This is a genomic window from Amycolatopsis sp. NPDC089917, assembly GCF_040684635.1.
Lineage (GTDB): Bacteria > Actinomycetota > Actinomycetes > Mycobacteriales > Pseudonocardiaceae > Amycolatopsis.
The window spans coordinates 41879-66160 of sequence record NZ_JBFBGL010000043.1 but is presented as its reverse complement, the minus strand read 5'-3'; the positions used below and the strand labels follow the sequence as shown (position 1 = coordinate 66160).

At 68.9% G+C, this 24282-nt stretch carries 27 protein-coding genes and 1 pseudogene; 23 read left to right on the top strand and 5 right to left on the bottom strand.

The window, feature by feature from the left end:
- Positions 1 to 77: 77 nt before the first annotated feature.
- The 10 genes from AB0N89_RS27900 to AB0N89_RS27855 are packed head-to-tail and all read left to right on the top strand — an operon-like array spanning position 78 to position 7612.
- A complete protein-coding gene (locus tag AB0N89_RS27900; protein WP_364210038.1) occupies positions 78 to 887 on the top strand; it encodes a CoA-transferase in 810 nt (269 codons plus the stop codon).
- Entirely contained in the window at positions 884 to 1639 is a 756-nt protein-coding gene (locus AB0N89_RS27895; protein WP_364210035.1) for a CoA-transferase subunit beta, read from the top strand. Before AB0N89_RS27900 ends, AB0N89_RS27895 begins: the two co-directional genes overlap by 4 nt.
- Positions 1636 to 2814 carry a thiolase family protein gene (locus AB0N89_RS27890; protein WP_364210032.1) on the top strand — a complete coding sequence of 393 codons (1179 nt, stop codon included), beginning with the start codon at positions 1636 to 1638 and terminating at the stop codon, positions 2812 to 2814. The genes AB0N89_RS27895 and AB0N89_RS27890 overlap by 4 nt, the downstream gene beginning before the upstream one ends.
- 30 nt (positions 2815 to 2844) lie before the next feature.
- On the top strand, positions 2845 to 3579 hold the full coding sequence (gene pcaH / locus AB0N89_RS27885) for a protocatechuate 3,4-dioxygenase subunit beta (protein WP_364210029.1): 735 nt from the start codon (positions 2845 to 2847) through the stop codon (positions 3577 to 3579).
- Positions 3579 to 4127 carry a protocatechuate 3,4-dioxygenase subunit alpha gene (pcaG, locus tag AB0N89_RS27880; protein WP_364210026.1) on the top strand — a complete coding sequence of 183 codons (549 nt, stop codon included), beginning with the start codon at positions 3579 to 3581 and terminating at the stop codon, positions 4125 to 4127. The genes pcaH and pcaG overlap by 1 nt, the downstream gene beginning before the upstream one ends.
- Positions 4120 to 4917: a 3-oxoadipate enol-lactonase gene (gene pcaD, locus AB0N89_RS27875; protein ID WP_364210023.1), complete on the top strand. Its 798-nt coding sequence runs from the start codon at positions 4120 to 4122 to the stop codon at positions 4915 to 4917. Before pcaG ends, pcaD begins: the two co-directional genes overlap by 8 nt.
- Complete coding sequence (gene pcaC / locus AB0N89_RS27870) at positions 4914 to 5318, top strand: 4-carboxymuconolactone decarboxylase (protein ID WP_364210020.1); 405 nt, start codon at positions 4914 to 4916, stop codon at positions 5316 to 5318. Before pcaD ends, pcaC begins: the two co-directional genes overlap by 4 nt.
- Positions 5319 to 5327: 9 nt before the next feature.
- Positions 5328 to 6149: an IclR family transcriptional regulator C-terminal domain-containing protein gene (locus tag AB0N89_RS27865; RefSeq protein WP_364210017.1), complete on the top strand. Its 822-nt coding sequence runs from the start codon at positions 5328 to 5330 to the stop codon at positions 6147 to 6149.
- Positions 6142 to 6711 (top strand): nucleotidyltransferase family protein, encoded by a 570-nt coding sequence (locus AB0N89_RS27860; RefSeq protein WP_364210014.1) that lies wholly within the window; start codon positions 6142 to 6144, stop codon positions 6709 to 6711. Before AB0N89_RS27865 ends, AB0N89_RS27860 begins: the two co-directional genes overlap by 8 nt.
- Before the next feature lie 31 nt (positions 6712 to 6742).
- The gene (locus AB0N89_RS27855) at positions 6743 to 7612 is read left to right on the top strand and encodes a MoxR family ATPase (RefSeq protein WP_364210011.1); all 870 of its coding nucleotides are present in this window, start codon (positions 6743 to 6745) and stop codon (positions 7610 to 7612) included.
- Positions 7613 to 7615: 3 nt separating this feature from the next.
- On the opposite strand, the pseudogene AB0N89_RS27850 reads toward AB0N89_RS27855, so the two are convergent.
- Positions 7616 to 8634 (bottom strand): annotated as a pseudogene (locus tag AB0N89_RS27850) (aldo/keto reductase).
- 113 nt (positions 8635 to 8747) lie between these two features.
- Between AB0N89_RS27850 and AB0N89_RS27845 the strand changes: the two are divergent.
- A complete protein-coding gene (locus AB0N89_RS27845; RefSeq protein WP_364210008.1) occupies positions 8748 to 9314 on the top strand; it encodes a TetR/AcrR family transcriptional regulator in 567 nt (188 codons plus the stop codon).
- Here the strand turns inward: AB0N89_RS27845 and AB0N89_RS27840 are convergent.
- Positions 9311 to 10345 carry a nucleoside hydrolase gene (locus AB0N89_RS27840; protein WP_364210005.1) on the bottom strand — a complete coding sequence of 345 codons (1035 nt, stop codon included), beginning with the start codon at positions 10343 to 10345 and terminating at the stop codon, positions 9311 to 9313. The genes AB0N89_RS27845 and AB0N89_RS27840 overlap by 4 nt on opposite strands.
- A gap of 93 nt (positions 10346 to 10438) precedes the next feature.
- On the opposite strand from AB0N89_RS27840, the gene AB0N89_RS27835 reads away from it, so the two are divergent.
- The 3 genes from AB0N89_RS27835 to AB0N89_RS27825 are packed head-to-tail and all read left to right on the top strand — an operon-like array spanning position 10439 to position 13884.
- Complete coding sequence (locus tag AB0N89_RS27835) at positions 10439 to 11650, top strand: FAD-dependent oxidoreductase (RefSeq protein WP_364210002.1); 1212 nt, start codon at positions 10439 to 10441, stop codon at positions 11648 to 11650.
- A 25-nt stretch (positions 11651 to 11675) separates the two neighbouring features.
- Positions 11676 to 12779: a VWA domain-containing protein gene (locus tag AB0N89_RS27830; RefSeq protein WP_364209999.1), complete on the top strand. Its 1104-nt coding sequence runs from the start codon at positions 11676 to 11678 to the stop codon at positions 12777 to 12779.
- The gene (locus tag AB0N89_RS27825) at positions 12772 to 13884 is read left to right on the top strand and encodes an XdhC/CoxI family protein (RefSeq protein ID WP_364209996.1); all 1113 of its coding nucleotides are present in this window, start codon (positions 12772 to 12774) and stop codon (positions 13882 to 13884) included. The genes AB0N89_RS27830 and AB0N89_RS27825 overlap by 8 nt, the downstream gene beginning before the upstream one ends.
- Here AB0N89_RS27825 and AB0N89_RS27820 read toward each other — a convergent pair.
- The gene (locus AB0N89_RS27820) at positions 13862 to 14341 is read right to left on the bottom strand and encodes an Lrp/AsnC family transcriptional regulator (RefSeq protein WP_364209993.1); all 480 of its coding nucleotides are present in this window, start codon (positions 14339 to 14341) and stop codon (positions 13862 to 13864) included. The two genes, AB0N89_RS27825 and AB0N89_RS27820, sit on opposite strands and share 23 nt — an antisense overlap.
- Before the next feature lie 70 nt (positions 14342 to 14411).
- On the opposite strand from AB0N89_RS27820, the gene AB0N89_RS27815 reads away from it, so the two are divergent.
- Complete coding sequence (locus tag AB0N89_RS27815) at positions 14412 to 15338, top strand: pyridoxal-phosphate dependent enzyme (RefSeq protein WP_364209990.1); 927 nt, start codon at positions 14412 to 14414, stop codon at positions 15336 to 15338.
- Between the two features lie 114 nt (positions 15339 to 15452).
- Positions 15453 to 16013, top strand: coding sequence for an NUDIX hydrolase (locus AB0N89_RS27810; protein ID WP_364209987.1), 561 nt, complete (start codon positions 15453 to 15455; stop codon positions 16011 to 16013).
- A 1-nt stretch (position 16014) separates the two neighbouring features.
- On the opposite strand, the gene AB0N89_RS27805 is transcribed toward AB0N89_RS27810, so the two are convergent.
- Positions 16015 to 17217: a twin-arginine translocation signal domain-containing protein gene (locus AB0N89_RS27805; RefSeq protein WP_364209984.1), complete on the bottom strand. Its 1203-nt coding sequence runs from the start codon at positions 17215 to 17217 to the stop codon at positions 16015 to 16017.
- 859 nt (positions 17218 to 18076) lie between these two features.
- Between AB0N89_RS27805 and AB0N89_RS27800 the strand changes: the two genes are divergently transcribed.
- The 5 genes from AB0N89_RS27800 to AB0N89_RS27780 all read left to right on the top strand — a co-directional run bounded on the left by AB0N89_RS27800 (position 18077) and on the right by AB0N89_RS27780 (position 20207).
- Positions 18077 to 18589 carry a helix-turn-helix transcriptional regulator gene (locus AB0N89_RS27800; RefSeq protein ID WP_364209981.1) on the top strand — a complete coding sequence of 171 codons (513 nt, stop codon included), beginning with the start codon at positions 18077 to 18079 and terminating at the stop codon, positions 18587 to 18589.
- Positions 18590 to 18636: 47 nt separating this feature from the next.
- A complete protein-coding gene (locus AB0N89_RS27795; protein ID WP_364209978.1) occupies positions 18637 to 18879 on the top strand; it encodes a helix-turn-helix transcriptional regulator in 243 nt (80 codons plus the stop codon).
- The gene (locus AB0N89_RS27790; protein WP_364209975.1) at positions 18869 to 19204 is read left to right on the top strand and encodes a helix-turn-helix transcriptional regulator; all 336 of its coding nucleotides are present in this window, start codon (positions 18869 to 18871) and stop codon (positions 19202 to 19204) included. The genes AB0N89_RS27795 and AB0N89_RS27790 overlap by 11 nt, the downstream gene beginning before the upstream one ends.
- On the top strand, positions 19201 to 19542 hold the full coding sequence (locus tag AB0N89_RS27785; RefSeq protein ID WP_364209972.1) for a hypothetical protein: 342 nt from the start codon (positions 19201 to 19203) through the stop codon (positions 19540 to 19542). Before AB0N89_RS27790 ends, AB0N89_RS27785 begins: the two co-directional genes overlap by 4 nt.
- A gap of 326 nt (positions 19543 to 19868) precedes the next feature.
- Complete coding sequence (locus AB0N89_RS27780; RefSeq protein ID WP_364209969.1) at positions 19869 to 20207, top strand: hypothetical protein; 339 nt, start codon at positions 19869 to 19871, stop codon at positions 20205 to 20207.
- 136 nt (positions 20208 to 20343) lie between these two features.
- On the opposite strand, the gene AB0N89_RS27775 is transcribed toward AB0N89_RS27780, so the two are convergent.
- Complete coding sequence (locus AB0N89_RS27775) at positions 20344 to 21090, bottom strand: GntR family transcriptional regulator (protein ID WP_364209966.1); 747 nt, start codon at positions 21088 to 21090, stop codon at positions 20344 to 20346.
- A 293-nt stretch (positions 21091 to 21383) separates the two neighbouring features.
- Here AB0N89_RS27775 and AB0N89_RS27770 point away from each other — a divergent pair, with 293 nt between their 5' ends.
- Positions 21384 to 21755, top strand: coding sequence for a hypothetical protein (locus AB0N89_RS27770; RefSeq protein ID WP_364209963.1), 372 nt, complete (start codon positions 21384 to 21386; stop codon positions 21753 to 21755).
- Positions 21752 to 23998 carry a hypothetical protein gene (locus AB0N89_RS27765; protein ID WP_364209960.1) on the top strand — a complete coding sequence of 749 codons (2247 nt, stop codon included), beginning with the start codon at positions 21752 to 21754 and terminating at the stop codon, positions 23996 to 23998. The genes AB0N89_RS27770 and AB0N89_RS27765 overlap by 4 nt, the downstream gene beginning before the upstream one ends.
- The last annotated feature ends 284 nt before the right edge of the window (positions 23999 to 24282 follow it).

The following is a 24282-nucleotide window of genomic DNA, read 5'->3' as shown; positions in this document are numbered from 1 at the left end:
AGTGCGGCGCCTGACTGAACCGTGCTATGTTCATATGAAGAACATGTGTGCGCGATACGAACAATCCGGGAGTGCGAATGGCGGAGTTGCTGTCGTTGAAGGAGGCCGTGGCGCGACTCGTGCGCGACGGGGACGCTGTCGCGCTCGAGGGCTTCACACACCTCATCCCGGTGGCCGCCGGGCACGAGATCATCCGCCAGCGTCGCACCGGTCTGACGCTGATCCGCATGACCCCGGACATCGTCTACGACCAGCTCATCGGCGCCGGCTGCGCGAGCAAGCTGATCTTCTCGTGGGGCGGCAACCCCGGTGTCGGCTCGCTGCACCGGTTCCGGGACGCGGTCCAGCATTCGTGGCCGGTGCCCCTGGAGATAGAGGAACACAGTCACGCGGGGATGGCGAACCGGTACGTCGCCGGCGCCTCGGGGCTGCCTTTCGCCGTCCTGCGCGGCTACACCGGCACCGATCTGCCCGCGCACACGGACACGATCAAACCCATCACCTGCCCGTTCACCGGTGAGCAACTCGCCGCGGTCCCGGCGCTGAACCCCGACGTGACGATCGTGCACGCCCAGCGCGCCGACCGATCCGGCAACGTCCAGCTCCAGGGCATCATGGGAGTGCAGAAGGAGGCGGTGCTGGCGGCGAAGCGGTCGCTGGTCACCGTCGAGGAGGTCGTGGACGAACTGGAGCCCCGGCCGGGCGCGATCGTGCTGCCCTCGTGGGCGGTCACCGCCGTCGCCGAGGTGCCCGGCGGCGCGCGGCCGTCGTACGCGGCGGGGTACTACGAACGGGACAACGACGCCTACCAGGCATGGGACGCGATCGGCCGGGACAGGGAGAGCTTCACCCGCTGGCTCGACGAGCTGACGGGAGTGAAGGCATGACCGAGTACACCTCCGACGAGATGATGAGCGTCGCCGCGGCTCGCGCGCTCGGCGACGGGATGTCCTGTTTCGTGGGCATCGGCCTGCCCAGCACGGCCGCCAACCTGGCCCGCCGCGGGCACGCGCCGAACCTCACGCTGATCTACGAATCCGGCTGCCTCGGCGCCAAACCGGCCCGGCTCCCGCTGTCCATCGGCGACGGCGAACTCGCCGACACCGCGGACGCCGTGGTCAGTGTTCCCGAGGTCTTCAACTACTGGCTCCAGCCCGGCCGGATCGACGTCGGCTTCCTCGGCGCGGCCCAGCTGGACAAGTTCGGCAACATCAACACCACGGTGATCGGCCCGGACTACGCCAACCCCAAGGTGCGCCTCCCCGGGGCGGGCGGCGCGCCGGAGATCGCCGCGTCCTGCCGCGAGGTGTTCGTGGTGCTGCGGCAGAGCACCCGCACGTTCGTCGAGAAGGTCGACTTCGTGACCTCGTTCGGGCACGGCGCCGGCAAGGGTGATCGCGAGCGGCTCGGCCTCCCCGGCGCCGGGCCGACGCTGGTGGTCACCGACCTCGGCCTGATGCGGCCCGATCCCGGGACCGCCGAGCTCACGCTGACCGAACTGCACCCGGGAGTCGACGTCGATCAGGTCGTCGAAGCGACCGGGTGGAAACTGAAGGTGGCAGGCGACCTGGGAACCACCCCGGCGCCGACCGAGGCAGAACTCCGCATCCTCCGAGACCTCACAAGGGCGAGCGCATGACCGACGTCTTCCTGTTCGACGCCATCCGTACCCCGTTCGGCAAGTACGGCGGCGCGCTGTCCGGGGTCCGCCCCGACGATCTCGCCGCCACCGTGCTGCGGGCACTGGCCGAGCGCAACGACCTCGACCCGGCCAGCGTGGACGAGGTCGTGCTCGGTGACGCCAACGGCGCGGGCGAGGACAACCGCAACGTCGCGCGGATGGCGGCGCTGCTGGCGGGCTGGCCGACGAGCGTGCCGGGTGCCACGGTCAACCGGTTGTGCGGCTCCGGTCTCGACGCCGTCATGCAGGCGAGCCGGTCGGTCCAGGTCGGCGACGCTTCGCTCGCCGTCGCGGGCGGGGTCGAGTCGATGAGCCGTTCGCCGCTGGTCATGCAGAAGCCGGAGAAGGCCTTCCCGGCGGGCAACCAGACCCTGCACTCCACCGCGCTGGGCTGGCGCATGGTCAACCCGAAGATGCCCGAACAGTGGACGGTCTCCCTCGGCGAGTCCACCGAACTGCTCGCCGAGCGCTACGGCATCGGCCGCGACGAACAGGACGCGTTCGCCGTCCGCAGTCACGTCAACGCCGCCCGCGCCTGGGACGAAGGGTTCTACGACGACCACGTCGTCCCCGTCGAGGGTGTCGAACTCACGCGGGACGAAGGCATCCGGCCGGACTCCACCCCGGAAAAACTCGCGAAGCTCAAGCCCGTCTTCCGTCCACAAGGGACGGTCACGGCCGCGAACGCGTCGCCGCTGAACGACGGCGCTTCCGCGTTGCTGCTCGGCGACGAGGCCGCCGGGAAACGGCTCGGCAAGGCGCCGCTGGCGCGGATCGCCGGTCGTGGCGCGGCGGGCGTCGACCCCGACGTCTTCGGCATCGGCCCGGTCCGCGCGGCCGAGATCGCCGTGGAGCGGGCCGGGATCGGCTGGGAAGACCTGGCGGCGGTCGAGCTGAACGAGGCCTTCGCCGCGCAGTCGCTGGCCTGCCTGCGCGACTGGTCGAAACTCGACCCGGCGATCGTCAACGTGAACGGCGGCGCGATCGCGATCGGGCATCCGCTGGGCGCTTCCGGCGGCCGGATCCTCGGCACCCTGGCCCACCACCTGCGCCGTACCGGCGGCCGGTGGGGACTGGCGGCCATCTGCATCGGCGTCGGCCAGGGGCTGGCCGTCGTCCTCGAAGCTCACTGAGCTCACCGACTCGCGCTTGGAGGGAACAGGATGTCCGCACCCGCAGAATTGAGGCTCCCGCGCTACCGGCGCGATCCGGAGGGCACGCATCCGCCGCTCGACCACGCCGGCTACCGGTCCACGGCGCTGCGGCACCCCAAAGAACCGCTGATCGTGCTCCCGCATCTGCTGACCGAGGTCACCGGTCCCGCGCTGGGGCCCGGGCGGATCGGCGAGTTCGACAACGACCTCACGAAGGGGCACGACGGGGAGCCGCAGGGACAGCGGATCATCGTCACCGGACGGCTGCTCGACGGTGACGGGCGGCCGATCCGGGATTCGCTCGTGGAGGTCTGGCAGGCGAACGCGGGCGGCCGCTACCGGCACACCGGGGACCGCTGGCCGTCGCCGATCGACCCCAACTTCGACGGAGCGGGCCGGACGCTGACCGACGGCGAAGGCCGCTACACCTTCACCACCATCAAACCGGGCGCGTACCCGTGGAAGAACCACGACAACGCCTGGCGGCCGGCCCACATCCACTTCTCCGTCTTCGGCAGCGCGTTCACCCAGCGGCTGGTCACCCAGATGTACTTCCCGGAAGACCCGCTGTTCTCACAGGACCCGATCTTTAACTCCATCCCGGACGAGAAGGCGCGGCAGCGGATGATCGCGCGGTTCGACCTGGACGGCACCGAAGCCGAATGGGCGCTGGCCTTCCAGTTCGACATCGTCGTGCGCGGCCGCGAGGCGTCGGTCTTCGAAGACGAGGAGGACGAGCACTGATGCCGGAGACGACCCCTTCCCAGACCGTCGGCCCGTACCTGTCCATCGGCCTGCCCTGGCCGGACGGTCCGGACGTCGTCCCCGCGGACGACCCGGCCGCGATCCGGATCCACGGCCGGGTCCTCGACGGCGCCGGCGACCCGGTCCCGGACGCGATGATCGAGACCTGGCAGGCCGACGCCGACGGCCGGTTCGACCACCCCGACGATCCGCGCGGAGCCGTCGCGAGCGGGTTCCGGGGCTTCGGCCGGTGCCCGACCGATCCGGGCGGCGACTACGAGATCCGGACGGTCATGCCCGGCTCGCTGCCCGGTCCGGCGGACAGCACACAGGCGCCGCACATCGACGTCTCGGTGCTCGCCCGCGGTCTCCTGCACCGCGTCGTCACCCGGATCTACTTCGAGGACAACGACAACTCCCGGGATCCGGTGCTGGCCTCGGTACCGGAGGCCCGCCGGGGCACGTTGATCGCCACCAAGACCGACGACGGCTACCGGTTCGACGTCCGGCTGCAGGGCGAGGGGGAGACGGTGTTCTTCGATGTCTGAGCCTGTGAAAGTTCACAGCGCTGTAAAAGTTCACAGCGTCGTGACGGGGCCCGCGGACGGCCCTGTCGTGGTGCTCAGCGGTTCGCTCGGCAGTGATCACCGCATGTGGGACGCCCAGGTGAAACCCTTGGCGGACCGGGGTTTCCGGGTGATCCGCTACGACACCCGCGGGCACGGCGCCTCCCCGGTGCCGCCCGGTCCGTACACCCTGGAGGACCTCGGCGGTGACCTGCTCGCGCTGCTCGACGAGCACGGCGTCGAACGCGCCCACGTCGTCGGGCTCTCGCTCGGCGGTATGACCGGGATGTGGCTCGGCGTGAACGCGCCGGACCGGATCGAGAGCCTCGTGCTGTGCTGCACGTCCGCGAAACTCGGGCCGCCGAGCATGTGGGCGGACAGGGCGAAGACGGTCCGCGAGAACGGCACGGCCGCGGTCGCCGACGCCGGGGTGAGCCGCTGGGTGACCGCCGGCTACGTCGCCGCCTACCCAGAGCGGGCCGAGTACCTGCGCGAGATGATCGCGAACATCCCCGCCGAGGGATACGCGGCTTCCTGCCAGGCGATCGAACGGATGGACCTCGTCGCAGGCCTGCCCGAGATCGCGGCACGGACCCTGGTCATCGCCGGGGCCGAGGATCCGGCCACCCCGGTCGACCACGCCGAGGTGATCGCGGGCGGCATCCCGGACGCGCGGCTCGCGGTCGTCGAAAACGCCGCGCACCTGGGGAGTTTCGAACAGCCGGAGCGGTTCACCGCCCTGATCCTCGAACATCTGGAGATGGCTCGATGAGTGATGACGTGTACGAGACCGGCATGCGGGTGCGCCGCGAGGTCCTCGGCGACGCGCACGTCGATCGGGCGGTGGCCCGGACCACCGAGTTCAGCCGCCCGTTCCAGGACTACATCACCCGGGGCGCCTGGGGCTCGGTCTGGTCGCGCGACGGGCTCGACCGCAAGACCCGCAGCTGCGTCACGCTGGCCGCGCTCACCGCGCTGCACGCCCACGACGAGCTCGCGATGCACGTCCGGGCGGCTGTCCACAATGGACTTACCGCGGAAGAGATCTCCGAAGTCCTGCTGCACACCGCCGTCTACGCGGGCGCCCCGGCCGCCAACGCGGCGTTCGCCGTCGCCCAGCGCGTGCTGGCGGAACTAGGTGAGCCTGCCGCCGAGAAAGAGGGTGAAGGTTAGGGTTCTCCTATGGACGAAGGCGAGGTGACCGAGCGCGGAGCGCACCATGTCCAGTCGCTGGAGCGCGGACTGGCCGTGATCAAGGCGTTCAACGCGGAGGCGGCGGAACTCACGCTGAGCGACGTCGCCCGCTCGACCGGGCTGACCAGGGCGGCCGCCCGCCGGTTCCTGCTCACCCTCGTCGACCTGGGCTACGTGCGCACGGACGGCAAGTACTTCTCGCTCACCGCCCGGGTCCTCGAACTCGGCTACTCGTACCTGTCGAGCCTGTCGCTGCCGGAGGTGGCGCAGCCGCACCTCGAACGGCTGTCCGCCGAGGTGCACGAGTCGAGCTCGGTCTCCGTGCTCGAAGGCCTGGACATCGTCTACGTCGCCCGCGTGGCCGTTTCGCGGATCATGACCGTCAGCATCAACGTCGGCACTCGCTTCCCGGCCCACGCGACGTCGATGGGACACGTCCTGCTGGCCGACCTCGAAGGCGAAGACCTGCACGGCTACTTCGACGCGGCCAAGCTCGAAAAGCTGACCGCGCGCACGCTGACCAGGCAGAAAGACCTGATCGCCGAGCTGGAAAAGGTCTATCGGCAGGGCTACGCGGTGGTCGACCAGGAACTGGAAGAGGGGCTCCGCTCGATCGCCGCGCCGATCCGGGACCGGCGGGGCAAGGTCGTGGCCGCGGTCAACCTCTCCACCCACGCCAGCCGCACCACTCCCGATTCGGTCGAGCAGGAACTGCTGCCGTCGCTGCTCGCGACGGCACGCGCCATCGAGACCGATCTGGCCTCCGCGCCGCCCACCAAGGCAGGACGGCCGAGGGCGAGGCATGGCTGAGGTCGCCGGGCTGCTGCTCGCGGCCGGGGCCGGGCGCCGGTTCGGCGGGCCGAAGGCACTGGCCGTCCTCGACGGCGAGCCGTTCGTCGCCCGCGCTTTGCGGGTGCTCGCCGACGCCGGCTGCACGCCGGTCCGTGTGGTGCTGGGCGCCGCGGCGGGCGAAGTCCGCGCGCTTCTGCCCGAACCCGAGGTCGCCGTCGTGGCCGAAGACTGGGAGTCCGGCATGGGCGCGTCCCTGCGCGCGGGACTGAAGGCCTTGGAAGCGACCGGCGCCGCGGCCGCCGTCGTGCATCTCGTGGACCTGCCCGGGGTCGGTGCCGAGGTGGTGCGCCGGGTCGCGGCCGGGGCGGGGGAGAACACCGTCGCGCGAGCCGCCTACGACGGCCTTCCCGGTCATCCGGTCGTGCTCGGCCGCCACTGGTGGCCGGAGATCGAGGCGGGCGCGTCCGGCGACAAGGGCGCGCGGGACTGGCTCAAGGGCCGCCCGGATCTGCGGCTCGTCGAATGCGGTGACCTCGGCACCGGGCACGACGTCGACCGTCGCGAGGATCTTCCACGCTGATCTCAAGCCCGGCGGGGCTTACGATCGGGACGTGACCGTCGAATCGCCGGAGAAGCTGGCCGAAGCCCTCGAATCGGTCGGTTACCTCGCCGACGACGGTATCGCCACGGCCGGGTTCCTCGCGCTGCGGCTCGGCCGCCCGCTGTTCTGCGAAGGCGAACCGGGCACCGGCAAGACCTCGCTCGCGTTGGGACTGGCCGAAGCGCTCGGCATGCCGCTCATTCGGCTCCAGTGTCACGAAGGGATCGACGCGGCGCAGGCACTGTACGAATGGGACTTCCCCCGCCAGTTGCTGCATCTGCGGACGCTCGAAGCGGCCGGGGGCGGCCTCGACGTCGAGGCCGCCGAACAGTCCCTCTACACCGAGCGATTCCTGCTCGCCCGGCCGCTGCTGAAGGCGTTGCAGACCGCGCCCTGTGTACTGCTGGTCGACGAGATAGACCGGGCCGACGACGAGTTCGAAGCCTTCCTGCTGCAACTCCTCGACGAGAACGCGGTGACCATCCCCGAGTTCGGCGAGGTGCGTGCCGAGCACCCGCCGCTGGTGGTGCTCACCTCGAACCGGACCCGGGAAGTGCACGACGCGCTGAAGCGCCGCTGCCTCTACCACTGGCTCGAACATCCGGACCTCGGCCGCGAGATCGAGATCCTGCGCCGCAAGATCCCGGACCTCGGCGAAGGGCTCGCGGAGCAGGTCGCGAAGGCCGTGCACCGGCTTCGCGAGATGGAGCTGCTGAAGCCGCCCGGGGTCGCGGAGTCCCTCGACTGGGCTCAGGCGCTCCTCGCGCTGGGAATGTCCGAATTGGACGCGGCGGCCGGCGCGCGGACACTCGGCTCGGTGCTCAAATACAGCGAGGACCTCGACCGGGTCCGCGCCGGATTGGACAAACTGCTCGCCTGAGGATCAGCGGCGCCGCAGCGACGCGTCGAGCAGCGAGGGCGGGGTGTCGTGTTTCTCCTCCGGGGCGAGGTCGGTGCCCGGGGCGACGATCTCGTCGATCGCGTCCAGGACGTCCGCCGGAAGCGCCGTGTCCGCGGCGGCGAGCTGCGACTCCAGGTGAGCCAGTGTGCGCGGGCCGATGATCGCGCTCGTCACGCCCGGATGCGCGACGACGAACCCCAGCGCGAGCTGGATCAGGCTCAGCCCGGCTTGGCCGGCGACCTTCGCCAGCCGTTCGACGGCTTCGAGCCGGGCCCGGTTGCCAGGACGGCTCAGGTCGAAACGCTGCGGCAGGACCGCGGAACGATTCGTGCTGATCTCACGGCCTTCCCGGATCGCGCCGGACAGCCACCCGGACGCCAGCGGGCTCCACGCCAGCACGCCCATCCCGTATTCCTCGGTCACCGGCAGGACGTGCGTTTCGACACCGCGCTGCAGGATCGAGTAACCGGGCTGCTCGGTGACGTACCGGCCGAGGCGATGTTCGCGAGCGGCCCACTGGGCCTGCACGATCCGGTAGGCGGGGAAGGTCGACGACCCGAAGTAGCGGATCTTGCCCGCGCGCTGCAGATCGGTCAGCGCCGAGAGGGTCTCCTCGTCGCGGTCTTCGGGTCCCAGCGGTGGATCTGGTAGAGGTCGACGTGGTCGACGCCGAGGCGGCGCAGGCTGTCGTCCAGTTCGGTGACCAGCCAGCGGCGGGACGCGCCCTGGTGGTTGCGCTCGTCGCTCATCGGCAGGACGGCCTTCGTGGCCAGCACGATGTCCTCGCGGCGGCCCGCGATGGCCTTGCCGACCATCTTCTCCGACTCCCCGGCGCCGTACATGTCGGCGGTGTCGATGACGTTGATCCCGCCGTCCAGCGCGGCGTCGACGATGGCGGTGGCTTCGTCCTGGGTGGTGCGCCCGATCGCGCCGAAGTTCATCGCGCCGAGCGCGAGGGTGCTGACCTGGACGCCGGTCCTGCCCAGGGTGCGGTACTGCATGACAGGGTCCTCCATGGCAAGATAAGCAAGCGGAACCTTGCTCCGCTAACGATACGGAGCACTGTTCCGTTTGGCAACCCCGGTGGCGGGCGTGGTGATCGAGGAGCGGTGTGATGGGTGAAGAGGGCACGAAGTCCAAGCGCGCGGACGCCCGGCGCAACGAGAAGACCCTGCTCGACGCGGCCGCCGCCGTCTTCGTCACCTCGGGCGTCGAGGCGCCGGTCCGCGACATCGCGGCCAAGGCGGGCGTCGGGATGGGCACGATCTACCGGCACTTCCCGACCCGGGCCGACCTCATCATCGCCGTCTACCGGCACCAGGTCGACGCCTGCGCCGAGGCAGGGCCGCGGCTGCTGGAGTCGAGTGAAACCCCGTATGAGGCGCTAAGGCGCTGGATCGACCTCTTCGTCGACTTCCTGGTCACCAAACACGGTCTGGCCGCGGTCCTGCAATCGGACAACGCCGGGTTCGAGACGCTGCACACCTACTTCCTCGACACCCTCCTGCCGGTGTGCGCCCGGCTGCTCGAAGCCGCGGCGAAGGCCGGTGAGATCCGCTCCGATCTGGAGGCGCTCGAAGTCATGCGCGGCGTCGGGAATCTCTGCATCGGGGCCGACAGCGATCCCCGCTACAACGCGCGCCGCATGGTCGGCGTCCTCGTCGCGGGCCTGAAAACCTAGCCGTTGAGCATCTTCAGGAAGCCGTTCTCCCACTTCGCCGGGTCCGCGTCGTAGCCGACGTACTGCGAAGTTCCTCGTGGCGTGACGTAAGTACGGCCCGCGGCGGCGCCGTCCTGCCGCACGTCGACCTTCGCCCGCCGCAGCTTCACCGGGCTCACGGTATCGAGCACCTCGGACGAGGCGAGCGTGTCCCACCAGAACGCCGACCCGTCCCGCACGTACGGCGCGAGATCGGGCTGCGTGACGATCGCGTGCACCAGTTTCGCTTCCGCCGTCCGGCCTTCCCGCCCCAGACGCTCCACATAGGACGGTGTGATGGGGACGTCGTTCGTGGCGTCCAGGGGGACGATGTCGACACGGCGGATCCCGGCGAAGACCTTGTCCGCCGAAGCGGGGTCGAGCCACATGTTGACCTCTTGCGTGCCGTCGAACTTCGCCGCGTCGGGCCCGAACACGTTGCCCGGGACGTCGAACGCGCCGCCCATCACCGCGAGCCGCGAAATCCGGTGCGCCACACCGGGAACGTCCATCGCCTTCGCGACATTCGTGAGCGGTCCGGTCGCGATCACGACCACCGGCCCGGCCGATTTGAGGACCGTCGCCGCGAGCAGCGTCGACGCCCGGATCCGTGACGGCCGGTCCGGTACACCGGCGTCGCCGAGCGCGCCGTTGAGGATGCTTTCGGTCCAGGCGCGACTGTCGGCGGGCATCGGGTTCACACCGGTGTCGGAACCGTCGGCGACCGGAATGCCGGAGAGACCGCACTTTTCGAGCGTCGTCCGCACGTGGGTCAGCCCGCGCCCCGGCGTTCCCGCGCCGTTGTTGGTGACGGTGACCGCGCGCAGGTCGATGCGGCGCTGTTTGTGCGCCTGGCAGAGATACGCGAGCGTCGCGATGTCCGCGAAGTCGGAGTCGCCGTCGTACACGACCGGAATCGGCGAAGAGGAGGGAGCCGCCGAGGCGGCGGGGGCGGCCGCAGCGCCGACGACGCAAGCGAGCAGGGCGGCCAGCACGGCACGGGACGAGAACATGGCGTCACCGTAGCGAGGATCTCCGGCAGGACCTAGGTCCTCTTCGGTGCCGAATGCCTGGCGACCGCTCACCGGGCGCGCTACAACTCGGATATGGAACGTACACGGTGTTGTGTGGTGGGGGGCGGTCCGGCGGGGATGGTGCTCGGGCTCCTGTTGGCACGGGCCGGGGTCGAGGTCACCGTTCTCGAAAAGCACAAGGACTTCTTCCGCGATTTCCGCGGCGACACGGTGCATCCGCCGACGCTGATGCTGCTCGACGACCTCGGGCTCGGCGAACGGTTCGCGGAACTGCCTTCGCGCAGGCTGGAGAAGATGCGGATGGTGATCGGCGGCAAGACGATCGTCGCCGCCGACTTCAGCCGGATTCCCGGGCCGCACAAGTACATCGCGATGGTCCCGCAGTGGGACTTCCTGAATCTGCTCGCCGAGGCCGCGGCCGCCGAACCGACCTTCACCCTGCGCATGGGCGCGAAAGTGACCGGACTGCGCGAGGGCGGCGGCGTGCTCTATCGCGATGCCGACGGCGCCGAACGGGAACTGGCCGCGACGCTCGTGGTCGGCTGCGACGGCCGGGATTCGGTGATCCGGGCCGGAGCGGGCCTCGTTCCGCGCGAGTACGACGTGCCGATGGACGTCTGGTGGGTCCGGGTGCCCAAACTCGAAGACACCGGCAAAGAGGCCCAGGTGTTCGGCTGTTTCGCGAACGGGCTCGCCGGTATGACCATGGACCGCGGCGACTATTTCCAGACCTCGTACCTGATCCGCAAAGGACGGGACGCCGAAGGCCGGGCCGAGGGGATCGAGAAGTTCCGGGAACGGATCGGCGGCCTGTTCGGCTGGAACGACGAGCAGCTCGACGAGATCGGCGGCTGGGACGACGTCAAACTGCTGAACGTCCGGATGTCCAGGCTCGCGCACTGGTACTCCGACAGGGTGCTCTGCATCGGCGACGCCGCGCACGCGATGTCACCGGCGGGCGGGATGGGTGTCAACATCGCGGTCCAGGACGCCGTGGCGGCCGCGCGGATCCTCGCCGCCCCGCTGCGGCGCGGCACGCTGACCGCGCGGGACCTCGCGCGGGTGCAGCGACGGCGCGCCGCGATCGTTTCGCTCGTCCAGAAGCAGCAACTGGCGGAGCACAAGATGCTCATCGAGCCCGCCCTGGACGGCACTTTGACCGAGCGGACCATCCCGCTCCCACTCCGGCTTTCCGACCGCTTTCCGCAGCTCACCGCCGCTGCGGCCGTCCTGGGCGGCATCGGTCCGCTGCGCGAGAAGACCCCGGCCTTCGCCCGCCGGTGACCCGAAATGCGCGCACAATGGAGGGGTGAGCGATCCACTCGCCGGGTTCGTCGGCTTCGCGGAGGCATTGCGCGAAGCCGGTTTGCCGTGCGACGCGCACCGCGTCCAGGCGTACCTCGCGGCCGTCGGCGAGGTCGATCTCGCCGACCCCGAGCAGCTCTACTGGGCAGGCCGGCTGACGCTGTGCGCCGATCCCGACGACCTCCCGCACTACGACGCCGCGTTCGACAGCTGGTTCGCCGAAAAGAAGGCCGGGCCACGACGGCAAGCGCGGCAGACGCCTCCGAAGCGCGCGAAGATCGCCTCGCTCGCGCAAGCGCCGAGGCAGGGCGAGTCCGGCACGGAGCCCGATCAGCTCCGCGTGGCGGCGAGCGAGGACGAGATCCTGCGGCACCGCGATCTCGCCGAACTGAGCGTCGCCGAACGCGCTCACCTGCGGGAATTGCTCGCGAAACTGCGTCCGTCCCTTCCGCCGCGATCGTCGCCGCGACGTCGTGCGGCTGGGCGAGGCACCCTCGATCCGTCGCGCACGCTCCGCGCGATGCTGGCGGGCGGCGGTGAGCCCGTGCGCCTGGCGTACCGGCGAAAAGGCACCAAACCCCGTCGCCTGGTCCTCCTGATCGACGTCTCGGGCTCGATGGGGCCGTACGCCGACGCCTTGCTGCGGTTCGCGCATGTCGTCGCCCGGCGCGCTCCGGGCCGCGTCGAGGTGTTCACCCTCGGTACCCGGCTCACCAGGGTTTCCCGCCAGCTCCGGCTGCGCGATCCCGAGCACGCGATGCTCGCCGCGGCCGCCGCGGTCCCCGATTTCGCGGGCGGGACCCGGCTCGGCGAGACCCTGCGGGCCTTCCTCGACCGCTGGGGACAACGCGGCGTGGCCAGGCGATCCGTGGTCACCGTCTTCTCCGACGGCTGGGAACGGGGCGATCCCGGCCTGCTCGGCGAACAGCTCGCCAGGCTGCGACGGCTCGCGCACGTCGTATTCTGGGTGAATCCGCACGCGGGGCGGGCAGGTTACGCTCCCGTGCAGTCCGGCATCGTGGCCGCGCTCCCGTACCTCGATCGGCTGCTCGCCGGGCACAGCATGGCCACATTGGAACGACTGCTGGTGGAGATCGCGGATGCGTGACGTACTGGACGAACTGCACCGCCGCTGGGCGGCAGGCGAGACGGTGGGGGTCGGCACGGTGGTGGCGACGTTCTCGTCGGCGCCGCGCAGCCCCGGCGCGGCGATGCTCGTCGCCCCGGACGGCACGGTCACCGGCAGCGTCTCCGGCGGCTGCGTCGAGGGCGCGGTCTACGAACTCGCACAGCAGGTGGTCGGCGATCGCGCGCCCGTGCTCCAGCGCTACGGCGTGAGCGACGACGACGCGTTCGCCGTCGGGCTGACCTGCGGCGGGATCATCGACATCTACGTCCAGCACGTCGACCGCGACTCGATGCCGGAACTCGGCGACGTCGTCGCATCGGTCCACAGTGGAGAGCCGGTCGCCGTGGTCACGGTGATCGAGCACGAACGGGAAGGCCTCGTCGGCGAGCATCTGATCGTCTGGCCGGACCGGATCTCCGGTTCGCTCGGTTCGTCACGGATGGACGACGCCGTCGTCGACGACGCGCGCGGCATGCTCGTCGCCGGCCGCACCGGCACGCTCCACTACGGGCCGGACGGGCAGCGCCGCGGCGAGGGCATGACGGTCTTCGTCAACTCCTTCGAGCCGCCCGCGCGACTGCTGGTCTTCGGCGCGATCGACTTCGCCGCCGCGATGGCGAAGATGGGCGCGTACCTCGGCTACCAGGTGACGGTCTGCGACGCGAGGCCCGTGTTCGCGACGAAGAGCCGCTTCCCGGACGCGCACGAGGTCGTCGTCGACTGGCCGCACCGCTATCTCAAGGGTGAGGCCGACGCGGGCCGGATCGACGGCCGGACCGCGATCGCCGTGCTCACCCACGACCCGAAGTTCGACGTGCCGCTGCTGGAGGTCGCGCTGCGGCTCGACGTCGGCTACGTCGGCGCGATGGGCTCGCGCAAGACCCACGACGACCGGTTCTCGCGGCTGCGCGAAGCCGGGGTTACCGAAGCGGAACTCGAACGGCTGTCCTCGCCGATCGGCCTCGATCTCGGCGCGCGGACGCCGGAGGAGACCGCGGTGTCGATCGCGGCGGAGATCATCGCGCTGCGCTGGAGCGGATCGGGGTCGCGGCTGGCCGAACTCAGCGGCCGGATCCACGGCTGACACCGGGCACCGGCACGGCCTGGCTGGACTTGACCACCTCGAAGGTGGGCAGGGTCTCGAAGCGTTTGACGCGCTCGTCGAACAGCTTCCGGGCCAGGTACCGGCTCGCCTTGAGATCCGCGGTGAGCAGGACGACGACGTAGTCCCACTGCCCGACGATGCTGTAGCAGTGCTGGACCCGGGGCTCGGCCAGCATGCGCTCGCGGAACGCCTGATGGCTCTTCTCGCTGTCGTCGGTCAGCACGACCAGGATGACCGACGTCATCGCGGCGCTCAACGCCTCCGGGTCGAGCACCGCGACCTGGGCGCGGATCACGCCGTCGGCGCGCAACCGGGTCAGCCGCCGCTGGACCGCGCTCGGCGAAAGACCGACGGCGTCACCCAGATCGTGCAGCGGACGGGCCGCGTCGGCCTGGACCAGGTCGAGCAGCAGATGGTCGATCTCGTCCAAGGGCACGCAAGAATATTGCACGTGGACGGGAAAATTTACAATCGGCGTGATCGTCTTCCGTTCTAACTTGGGGCTCATGACCGACATCGACCTGCAGTTGGACCACGTCGCCGAGGCGGCGAAGATGATCGACCCCGTCTTCCTGAACTCCCCGCAGTACGAGGACGGACAGCTGAACGAACGGCTCGGACGGCGTGTCCTGGTGAAGGTCGAGACGCTGAATCCGTTGCGCAGCTTCAAAGGCCGCGGCGCGGACTATTTCGCCGCCGGGCTGGAGCCGGGTACCACCATGGTGTGCGGGACCAGCGGCAACTTCGGGCAGGCCCTCGCGTTCGCCGCCCGCAAGCACGGTCTGCGGGCCGAAGTGTTCGTCCCCGACCACATCTCGCCGGTCAAACTGCGGCGGATGAAGGCACTGGGCGCGCGGGTGCGCCGGGTCGAAGGCGAGGCGAAAGACGCCGCTGCCGCCTTCGCCGCCGAAGCCCCGGATCGCGTCTTCGTCGTCGACGGCCGGGAGCCCGCGATCTCCGAGGGCGCGGGCACGATCGGCCTGGAGCTGGCGGAGGAGCGCGGGATCGACACGGTCGTGCTTCCGGTCGGCGACGGCGCGCTGATCGCCGGCGTAGCGCTCTGGCTCAAGGCGCATTCGCCGGACGTCCGGATCGTCGGCGTCGGGACCGAGTCGGCGCAGGCGATGGCGAAGAGCTGGCGGGCGGGCGAGCCGATCACCGTCGACCGGACCGGTTCGTTCGCGGCCGGCATCACGATCAGGTCCCCGGAGCCGGAATCCGTGCGGCGGCTGCGGTCGCTGGTCGACGACTTCGTGCTGGTGAGCGACGACGATCTCCGCGCGGCCATGCGGCTGGGCGCGGAAACCCTCGGCGTCCTCCCGGAACCCGCGGGCGCCGCCGGTCTGGCCGCGCTGACCGTGCACGATCTCCCGGGGGATCGGGTCGCCACGGTGATCACGGGCGCGAACGCGGATCGGCCGAGTTGGTCGTGAGTGGCGATTCGGGCTAGAGCTAACCCTGTTTAAGTTACCTACTTGTGACCTGCGGTTTCGTGCTCGGTGCTCGATGCTGCCCGCCCATGGGTCTCGTGCGGTAGCGTCCGAACTATGACGGCCGAAGATCGCCCACGGGAGACAACACGCTGGACTATCCACGGGGAGCGATTGGTCGACGACACTCGTCACCTGCGGTTGAGTGTCGCCTCGGTTGAGTTGCCGGACGGTGTCCAGTTTGAGCAGTACGTGTTGCGTATGCCGAAAGCGGCAATCATGGCGGTCCTTGACGATCAAGAGCGGGTCCTCATGCTGTGGCGGCACCGGTTCATCATCGATCGGTGGGTCTGGGAACTGCCCGGCGGCTACGTCGAGCCTGATGAGGCTCCCGCCGTCACTGCGGCGCGCGAAATCGAAGAGGAGACCGGGTGGCGACCTCGTGATGTAGCGCCACTGTTCGTGATGCAACCGAGTGTCGGTACCACCGATGCCGAAGCCTTGCTTTTCGTCGCGCGTGGCGCTGACTACATCGGTGCGCCGCCAGATATCAACGAAGCTGAACGAGTCGCTTGGATTCCCCTTGCTGACGTCAGGGAGAAGATCGAGAAAGGCGAGATCATTGGTGCCGCGTCACAGGTCGCTCTAATGCACGTTCTCGCTTTTCCTTCGCAGTAAGTCAGACTGACGGCGTCGGCAAGCCAACAGATTCCATTTTTTCATAAAAGCCCTGAACGGTTGCATGGGACCTGAAAGGAGCAAGGCGTTGCCCAATTCTCGCGAGATATGCCGAACTTCTTGTTGATCGAACGTTTAGAGTCATATCTAACGCTATTCCGCCGGTCCTGCACGCCTCTTCAATGCGCCGCTGATCGGCAAGAATTGAGGCTAGTAGCGCCGTATTGAACAAGCGCCCACGTTCATACCCTTCACTCATTTCAAGAGAGCGATGTGCGAATAACTCAGCTTCTTGTGGCATGTCGAGATCTCGGAAGGTGTGAGCGAACTTGGCAGCCATGTAGGCTTCATCGAAGTAGCTCAACCATGCAGGTTGTTCTTCCTTGCTTGCCCTGTCGAATACTTGCTCCGCTGTCCTAAGCGCCGCAAGTGCGCCGGGTTTGTCGCCCTGCATTGCGAGCCCATGCGCTTCCATTACGGCCGACTCTGCGATTAGCGCCGGAAGGCCGGAGCGTTTAGCATCTTGACGCGCCGCCAGGGCCAGATCTACCGCCGACTCCGCCGAACCATAAAAGGCGGCATGATGACTCATTCCGGCGAGCATCTCGCCTGAAAGTGCGTCATTCCCGGATTCTTGAGTCAGTCGAAGTGCTTCCCGAAGGTGTCGCCGACCCTCTTTTGCCTGCCCAACATCGTGAGCCATCCATCCAGCCAACTGATGCATCTCGGCTGCGGCACCAAAAAGTTCAAACTTAGTTCGCTCTGGCCTCCCGGACTCTTTGAGCATTCGTGAAACACTGGAAGTTAAGAAAGATTCGAGAGCTGATCGATTGCGACCCCCGCCGTAAAGATTATCCAAGCGACGAAAGGTCTTCGTCATTTCTTTGATAGTTTCAACGTCGGGATTCCCGGCGGGAATCTTACCTATTTCGCACACCCTGCCTTGGGCTTGAAAAAGTGACGAACCTAGCACTAAAGCGCCGGTTCCAGCTTTTTTAAGGAAATCTCGCCGCTGCACGTCGCTCCCATCATCGATCGCTGACGATTGCAGCCTAGAACTGTCGGAGGTGGGGCGGTATGCGTTGGGGGCTTGTGGAGTGCGCTCGAACCACAAGCAACGGTCAGGAACATGTAATGCGTATGACCAGCGCTCCAGCTTTTCCAGGTCACGAACCCGCGTTGTAGACCGCTCGATTCGGCTCACCTGTCCCTGGGTGAGTCCAAGCCACCGCGCGAGATCTGCTTGCCTGACCTCTGGATCGTGAGCTTTCCGATAAGCACGGAAGACCTGGCCCATGTGCTTGTTCCGGAATGCCTCAGCTAGCGCGGACGCGTTCCAAAAATCGCCTGCTTGAAGGGGTGCTAGGTCTGGCGCGTCGAGCACCTTACGCGCGCAAGGTCGGCACCGGTCGGCGCGGTTGTCAGACGCAAGTCTTGCACCGCAGCCGACACAGGCTCGGACTTCCCTCGGGCGGGTCATGTGGGCGCTCCTCGGATTGCTGAGCGCTCCAGTATAGGTCAAACGGGGCGCGCTCACCTGCGGATATGCGTGCCATGCATGTGGCGTGACGCGATATGTATGCGCTCGATGGGGATCTTCGCCTTTTCGGGGGACCTTTGATCACGGCACTACCGAGGCGAAGGGAATGAGGCCCCATGACTATGGCGGTGGGTGATCACTTGACGTGGGTGACGTCGGCCGAAGGGTTGACGGATCACGCGGTGACGGATGCGGCCATGGTGGCGGGGATGGCCGACGGGGGCAGCTACGTGGGGTTGTGTGGTATCCGGTTCTTCTCGGCTCCGATGACGTGTGACCCGGGTCCTGTGTGTGGGGCGTGTGTGTTGTTCACGAGGGCGCGTCGGTCGTTGCGGTCGGCGGAGGAGCGGATGGGGGTGGGGCCGCGTCATCGCCGGAGGGGCGGGCGGTGGGCGGGCGTGTTCTCGCGGCGGGGCCGGGGGGTGTGCGGTGTGTCCGCCGTCCGGTCTCGCCGTGTCCATTCTGCGGGCGGTGAGCAGTGGTGACGGGGGCGGTGCGGCCGCGTTGGGCTGTGGTGACCGAGGTGGCGAACGTGGTGGAGGAGCTGCGGTCGGCGCGGGTGGCGCGCGAGGTTGGGCAAGCGTCGGTCGCGATGAGGTCGGGGTTGCCGTTGTTGACGGTGAGGCGGGTGGAGACGGATGTGGGCTATTACTCGCATCGGCTGGTGATGAATCTGGCGGAGTATGCGGCGGCGCTGGGGTACGCGCTGCGGTTGGTGCTGGTCGCGGAGCCTGAGGGTGGCGCGGGTGGGCGGGGTGATGTGGCCGCCGCTGCGGTGTCGGAGGTGGTGGTGTGGCTGCACACCGACCGGCTGGAGCGGGAAGTCTCGCAGGAAGAGGTGTGCGCGGAGTCGGGGTTGTCGCAGGCGGTGGTGTCGCGGCTGGAAACCAATACGGGCTACTTCTCGCACTCCCTGCTGCGGCACCTGGCGGCGTATGCGGGGGCGCTGGGGTACGTGCTGCGGCTGACGCTGGTCACTGATGCTGACGACGTCGCGATGGTGTGCCCGGAGCCGGTGCCGGTGGGTGGGGCGTGATGAGAGCTTCAAAAACGGTGTGGCGGCGGGACGGGGACCTGCGGGAGATGGATGTTCCGGAGTTTGTGCGGCTGGAGCGGGAGAAGCGCGGGTGGACGCAGAAAGTCCTGGCGGCACGGACTGGTGTGTCGGTCTCAGCGATTAACCGGATCGAGCGCGAGCGCCATCCGGTGGTGTCGCTGGTGACGGCGATGCGGCTGGGGCAGGGATTTCAGATCGACGTCAAGGATCTGCTGATAGTCCTGGTCGGCGATTACCGGGGCAAGAAGGGGGGCTGGGATGGCCGCTAGTGAAGTGGCGCGGGAGGCGGAACGACTGTCGTGGAATCTCAACTCGAACCGGCGGCCCTGTCCGGACACGTCGCGGATCGGTGGCTGGATTCGGTATTCGCGGGTGGTGCGGAACATGTCGATCGAGGGGCTTGCGAAGCGGGCGGACCTCTCGGCGTCGCACCTGACCTACATAGAGATGGGGTACCGGCCGTTGACCTCGGTGGAGTTGTCGATCCGTCTCGCTGACGCGCTGGGGCAGGATGCCGTTTCGTTCATGATGCGCGCGATCGGCGACCTGGCGGGAAACCAGCGCGCGGAGGCCCCAGAAGTGGAGCCGGTATGAGCGTGAATCCCTATATGGCCGGGTCGGCCAAAGACGTGGTCGCGAAACTCCTGCTGGGTCACTGGATGGTCTTCGACCACCAGTGGGGCCGCACCGGAACGGACCCGGGGATGTGGGTGGCGATCGTGCGGGCGGCGTGTGAGACCGAGGGTGTTCCGGTCTCGTTCCTCACCATCGCGCGTCATGACTTGACAGTGGTGATGAACCCACGCAGAAAGCCGTCCGCCGCGCAGGTGGAGGAATCGGTGCAGGCGATGCTGCGGCATCGGTTCACCGGGCGACCGATCCCCTCGGAGATGGCCGCCAAGACACGGCACCGGCTCCTCCTGCCCCGATAAGACGACACGCACGACACAAAGAAATGACCGAGGCGGAGGACTCGACGTAAGAACCCACGATCTTGCCGCGTGACTGCAAGCGCGCGGTGAGCCCTGGAGCGGGCGGGAGGGCACGCCCGCCTGTTCCGGGGGAGCTAGGGGTGATGGAAGGCCGGGCCACCCGTAATCCGGCAAAGATGCGCGGGTGGCCCGGCTGGGGAAGCCGGAGCAACCCCGATACCGAGAGTATCGGGGTGTTTCGTACTGCGCTGGGGATGGATCACCGGCCGGGGTGCGGGACGCCCTTCGTCAGGCACGCGGACGCGCGCCGGAAGGGAACACACGTCATGAACGACGCTGACAACACGACCGACGACGGTCACGGCCTTCCCGCGTCCGGTGATGAGGGGAGCGGCTGGGATGGACAGATCACGATTGCGGCCACCACAGTGGCGGAGGTCCCCGCGCTGGTGACGGCGTACCGGGAAGCGGTCGTGATGGCCGACGCGCTGCGGCGGGCGATGGACCGGGCGGGGCTGACCGATCCGGCGGTGCTGGTGGTGCCCTCGCTGACCGAGGACGGCACGCCGGTGGCGGTGCTGACGCTGTCCCCGGGTGCGGTGCGGCGGATCGACGCCCTGATCGCGTCGGGGACACCGCCACCAGACTGGGAGAGAGCGGCCTGAAAACGAGCGGGGCCGCCGCCGGCCACAGGCCCTCCGGGCCTGGCCGGCGGCGGCCCCGCGGCCGTCCGTACGCCTTCCCGCGGAATGGCCTGACGACCAGGTATTCCGGCAGGTCGCCGCCGATATCCGGGGTCGTTCAGACGGGGGTAATCCGGTAAGTGATCTGGGTTCCGTCCGCGCTGCGGCGGGTTTCCTCCATCACCAGGACACGGCCGGTGGGATCGGTGGCGGTGCGGCGGGTGATCAGGACCGGGGTCCCGGGGGCGCTGTGCAGGCTGGCCGCGTCGTCCGGTGACGCGATGACGGCTTGCACGCTTTCGGACCAGGTGAGGTCGAGTCCTGCGGCGGCGAGTTCGGTATAGGTGTCGCCGGGGGTGCGGAACGGGTCGGTTTCCAGCGCGGGGACCTGGGTCACGGTCGGGAACGGCACACAGAGCCGCTGCACCATCCGCCGCTCTCCCCGCGACAACAGTCGGTCGGTGACGAACACCGGCGTGTGTTCCGGGACACCGAGGGCAAGCGCGAGATCTTCGGTCGCGGTGGTGCGGTACGTGGCGGGGTCCTCGACCTGGTCCCACGTGTCGGTGTCGGCGTCGGCGAACCCGCCGGGGCTGCGGGTGAGGGTGCGGGTGTCGGCGTGGCGGGCGCGTTCACGACGGGGCCGCACATAGGTGCCTTTCCCGTCCACCGAGGTCACCAGCCCTTCGGCGACCAGCCGCGCGACGGCTTGGCGGGCGGCGTAGCGGGAGATGCCGTATTCGGCGATCAGCTGGCTTTCCGAGGGCAGCCAGTCACCCGCGCCGAGGGTGCCGTCTGCGATCTGGTCGCGCAGGGCTTGGGCTGCGTGGTTGGTCTTGTCTTTCGCGGTGGCTGTCTTGGCCATGGCATCTCACCTTGGGTCTCGTCGTCTTCTCCGCGACCTGCGGGGCCTGTTCGTCAGTGGTCGTTGTCCGGTGGTTGGCCTGCGTCGCTGGGCGTTGCCCGTGTCGCCAGTGTCGCACCTATCGCACAGGTTGTCCACATCTTGGCAATCGGATGTGTGCGAGGTGTTGCGTACGCCATTCGGGTAGCGTACCGTCTCGTCGGCAACCTATTCGATAGGTTGTTCGTTACCACGGTAGTGCGGGCAACCGGCCCGCACCACGACGAAAGGTTCTACCCACTATGAATACGCTCGTGACCTGGGAAACTCTCCAGGCGAAACTGTTCCACCTGGGGTGGCTCGGTGAAGAGTTGCCCGCGTTCGTCGCGGCCGGGGGTGACGCCCCGGGTGGGGCGTGGCTGTTCCGGCAGATCGCGGCGGAGGCCACCACCGTGGCGGAGATCGCCGCCACCTATGTGGCCGAATGTGAACGGGCCGGGATCTCCGGCCCGAACGGCACCACCCCCGCCCCGCCCGCGTGGCGGATTGCCGCCGACTCTCGCCCCGACGCCGACACGGCCGACGACGCGGACCTGTCCGCCGATGTGGTCGCGATCGTCGCGGCGGTGCTCACCTGCGGGGCACGGGATCTGCGCGCCGGAGTCCGGGGCGGTGATGCCCTTTGAACAACCTCCTGACACAGGCGTCCACGTGTGCGGCGGCGGCACGGCATTGGCTGGTGGCGGTGCTGCGGGCGGCCTGCGGGTGGCTGGCTGAGAAGGTTGCTCGGCCGGTCTCCGGGTGGGTGGCGCGGCAGGTGGCCTTCTTCCCGTGGCTGGCCTACGCGATCTACCGGACCGGGCGCGCTGCGGCGTGGCTGGCCCGGATGGCGCGGATCGTGGCGGGCTGGGGAGTCTGGCCCGTGCTCGGGCGCGTGCTGCGCACCCTGGCGGCACTGTCGGGCCGGATCGTTGTCGCGGCGTCCCGCGCTGCGGGCCGGGCCGGGTGGTGGCTGCTGCGGGCGCTGTGGCGGTGGCTGCGGCCTCTGCTGCTGGACGCCCGGGGATGGCTGATCCACACCGCCCCGCGCCTCGCGCTGCGCTTGGTGTGGCGGTCGGTGGTGCTGGTGGTGACGCGGACCCCGCGCGTGGTGTGGTGGCTGCTGCTGCACTCCTGCGTGGCGACGGTGTGGCTGGTGTCCAAGCTGGCACGGCACATCTCCGGGTACACCGACTACGCCGGGCTCGTCGCGCTCGCTCAGGACGAGGCACGGGCGCGGGTGGAGGCCCGGTTGCGCAAGAAGTGGCGGGACACGTTCTGGACCCGCCTCGCGGTCACCGTGGTGATCACGATCGCCACCCTGATCACGGTGGCGCTGCTGGCCGATGCTCACGGCCCGGTCGTGTACTGGATTCTCGGTGGTGTCTACATCGGAGTGACCGCGCTGATCGGCCGGAAACTCCGTGGCCCCAAAGAAAAGCCCACTCCCGAGGAGGAAGAGAAAGCCGACGGGGAGCCGTATCCGATCGCTGACGCGCACACCCGCGCCGAAGCCGCCGACTGTGTCGCCCGCGCCGTGCGCGCGGAAGGCATAGACCTGCGGATGGCAGGCGACGCGAAACGGCAACCCTGGGGCTGGGAAGTCCCGGTCATCCTCCGCCGGGGCACCCCGGCGGCGGTGGTGGCGAAACTCGGCGAACTGGAAACCACCCTCGATCTCCCCTCGGGTGGCCTGCTGGCCGCCCCGGACCGCGCGCGGCGGGCGCGGGTGGTGCTCAGGTTGGCCGAACGTGATCCGTTCGGCTCACTGCTGCCCGCGCCGTCCCGTGCTCCGCTGTCAGGGTCGCTGGCCGACTCCCAGATCGTGGCGCGCCGCATGGACGGGACCGACCTCGCGCTGACCTTCCTCGGCACGCACATCGTGGTGATCGGCAACCCCGGCTCCGGGAAGTCACAAACCCTGCGGGCACTGGCCGACGCCGTGTCGGCGTGCGCGGACGGGCTGGTGTGGGATCTGGACCCGTCCGGGAACGGGCTGGAAGCACTCGGCGACGGCGTCGCCCGCCGCGAACGCGATCACGCCGGGATCGAGGACGCGCTAGCCGACGCCGTCGCGCTGGCCGAAGCACGCCCGAAAATGCTCACACAGTTCGGAATGGGCGACGCGTGGGACGTCTCCCCCGGGCGTCCGGGCGTTGTCGTGTTCGTGGACGAATACCCGCACCTCACGGCGAAAGCGAAGGAACTGGCCGTGTCGCTGCTGCGGCTCGGGCGCAAGGCACGCGTGACGCTCGTGCTCGCGTCGGCGGACGCGACCTCGGACGTGCTGGGCGCGGCGATCGCGGATTCGGTGGCGTGCAAGATCCTGATGCCGTGCCGTCACGCCGATGTGCGGTTGGTGCTCGGGCCGAACATGATCGCGGAAGGATGGCGGCCCGACCGCCTCAACCCCGCCACCGGTGAGTCCGGAGAGGACGCGGGCAAGGCGTACGTCTACGCCGCCGGATCACGCGAACCCGTGGTGGTGAAGTTCCGGCCCGTGCCCGCCGAGCGTGCCCGCGAGATGGGCAGCCACCGCGCCGCGCAAGGACTGCCCCGTATCGACACCGAATCCTGGGACGCCGCCCGCGCACGACGCCGCGCCGCCGCCGATACGGCGGGCACGCCCGGTGACGGAATCGACCGGGCCGGGATCGTCGATCTGTTCGCCGCGTGTGACGGACAAGACCGGTTGTGGACGGAAGAGATCCTGTCGCGGCTGTCCACGATGGACGACCGCTACACCGGCTGGGACGCCGAAGATCTCGCCGCCCTGCTCCGCCCGCTCGGGGTGTCCCCGGGGCAGATCAAACGCGAGGGCCGTAACCGCAACGGCTACGACCTCCGCGCCGTCCGCCACGCCTGGGACACCTACCGGGGCCGCACCTGATCGCACCGTGCGGGCTCTACCGGGTCGCTACCGGGTAGAGGCCGGTAGGGCCTCGGTAGACCCCGCAAAACCGGTCCTGACCAGCACGGTAGGCAGGTAGACCCTCGTGCGCGCGACACACCCGTTTCCGGCACTGCGCCGGGAATTTCCACCGACACACCAACACCCGCCGCCGCCCGGCTCTACCGGGCACGGCCCCGACCGAGAGGAGGTGAGACGACACCCTGACCGATCGCAAGGCACGACCAGCAACCACGCGCAGGAAGGAAACCTACGCCGAAGAA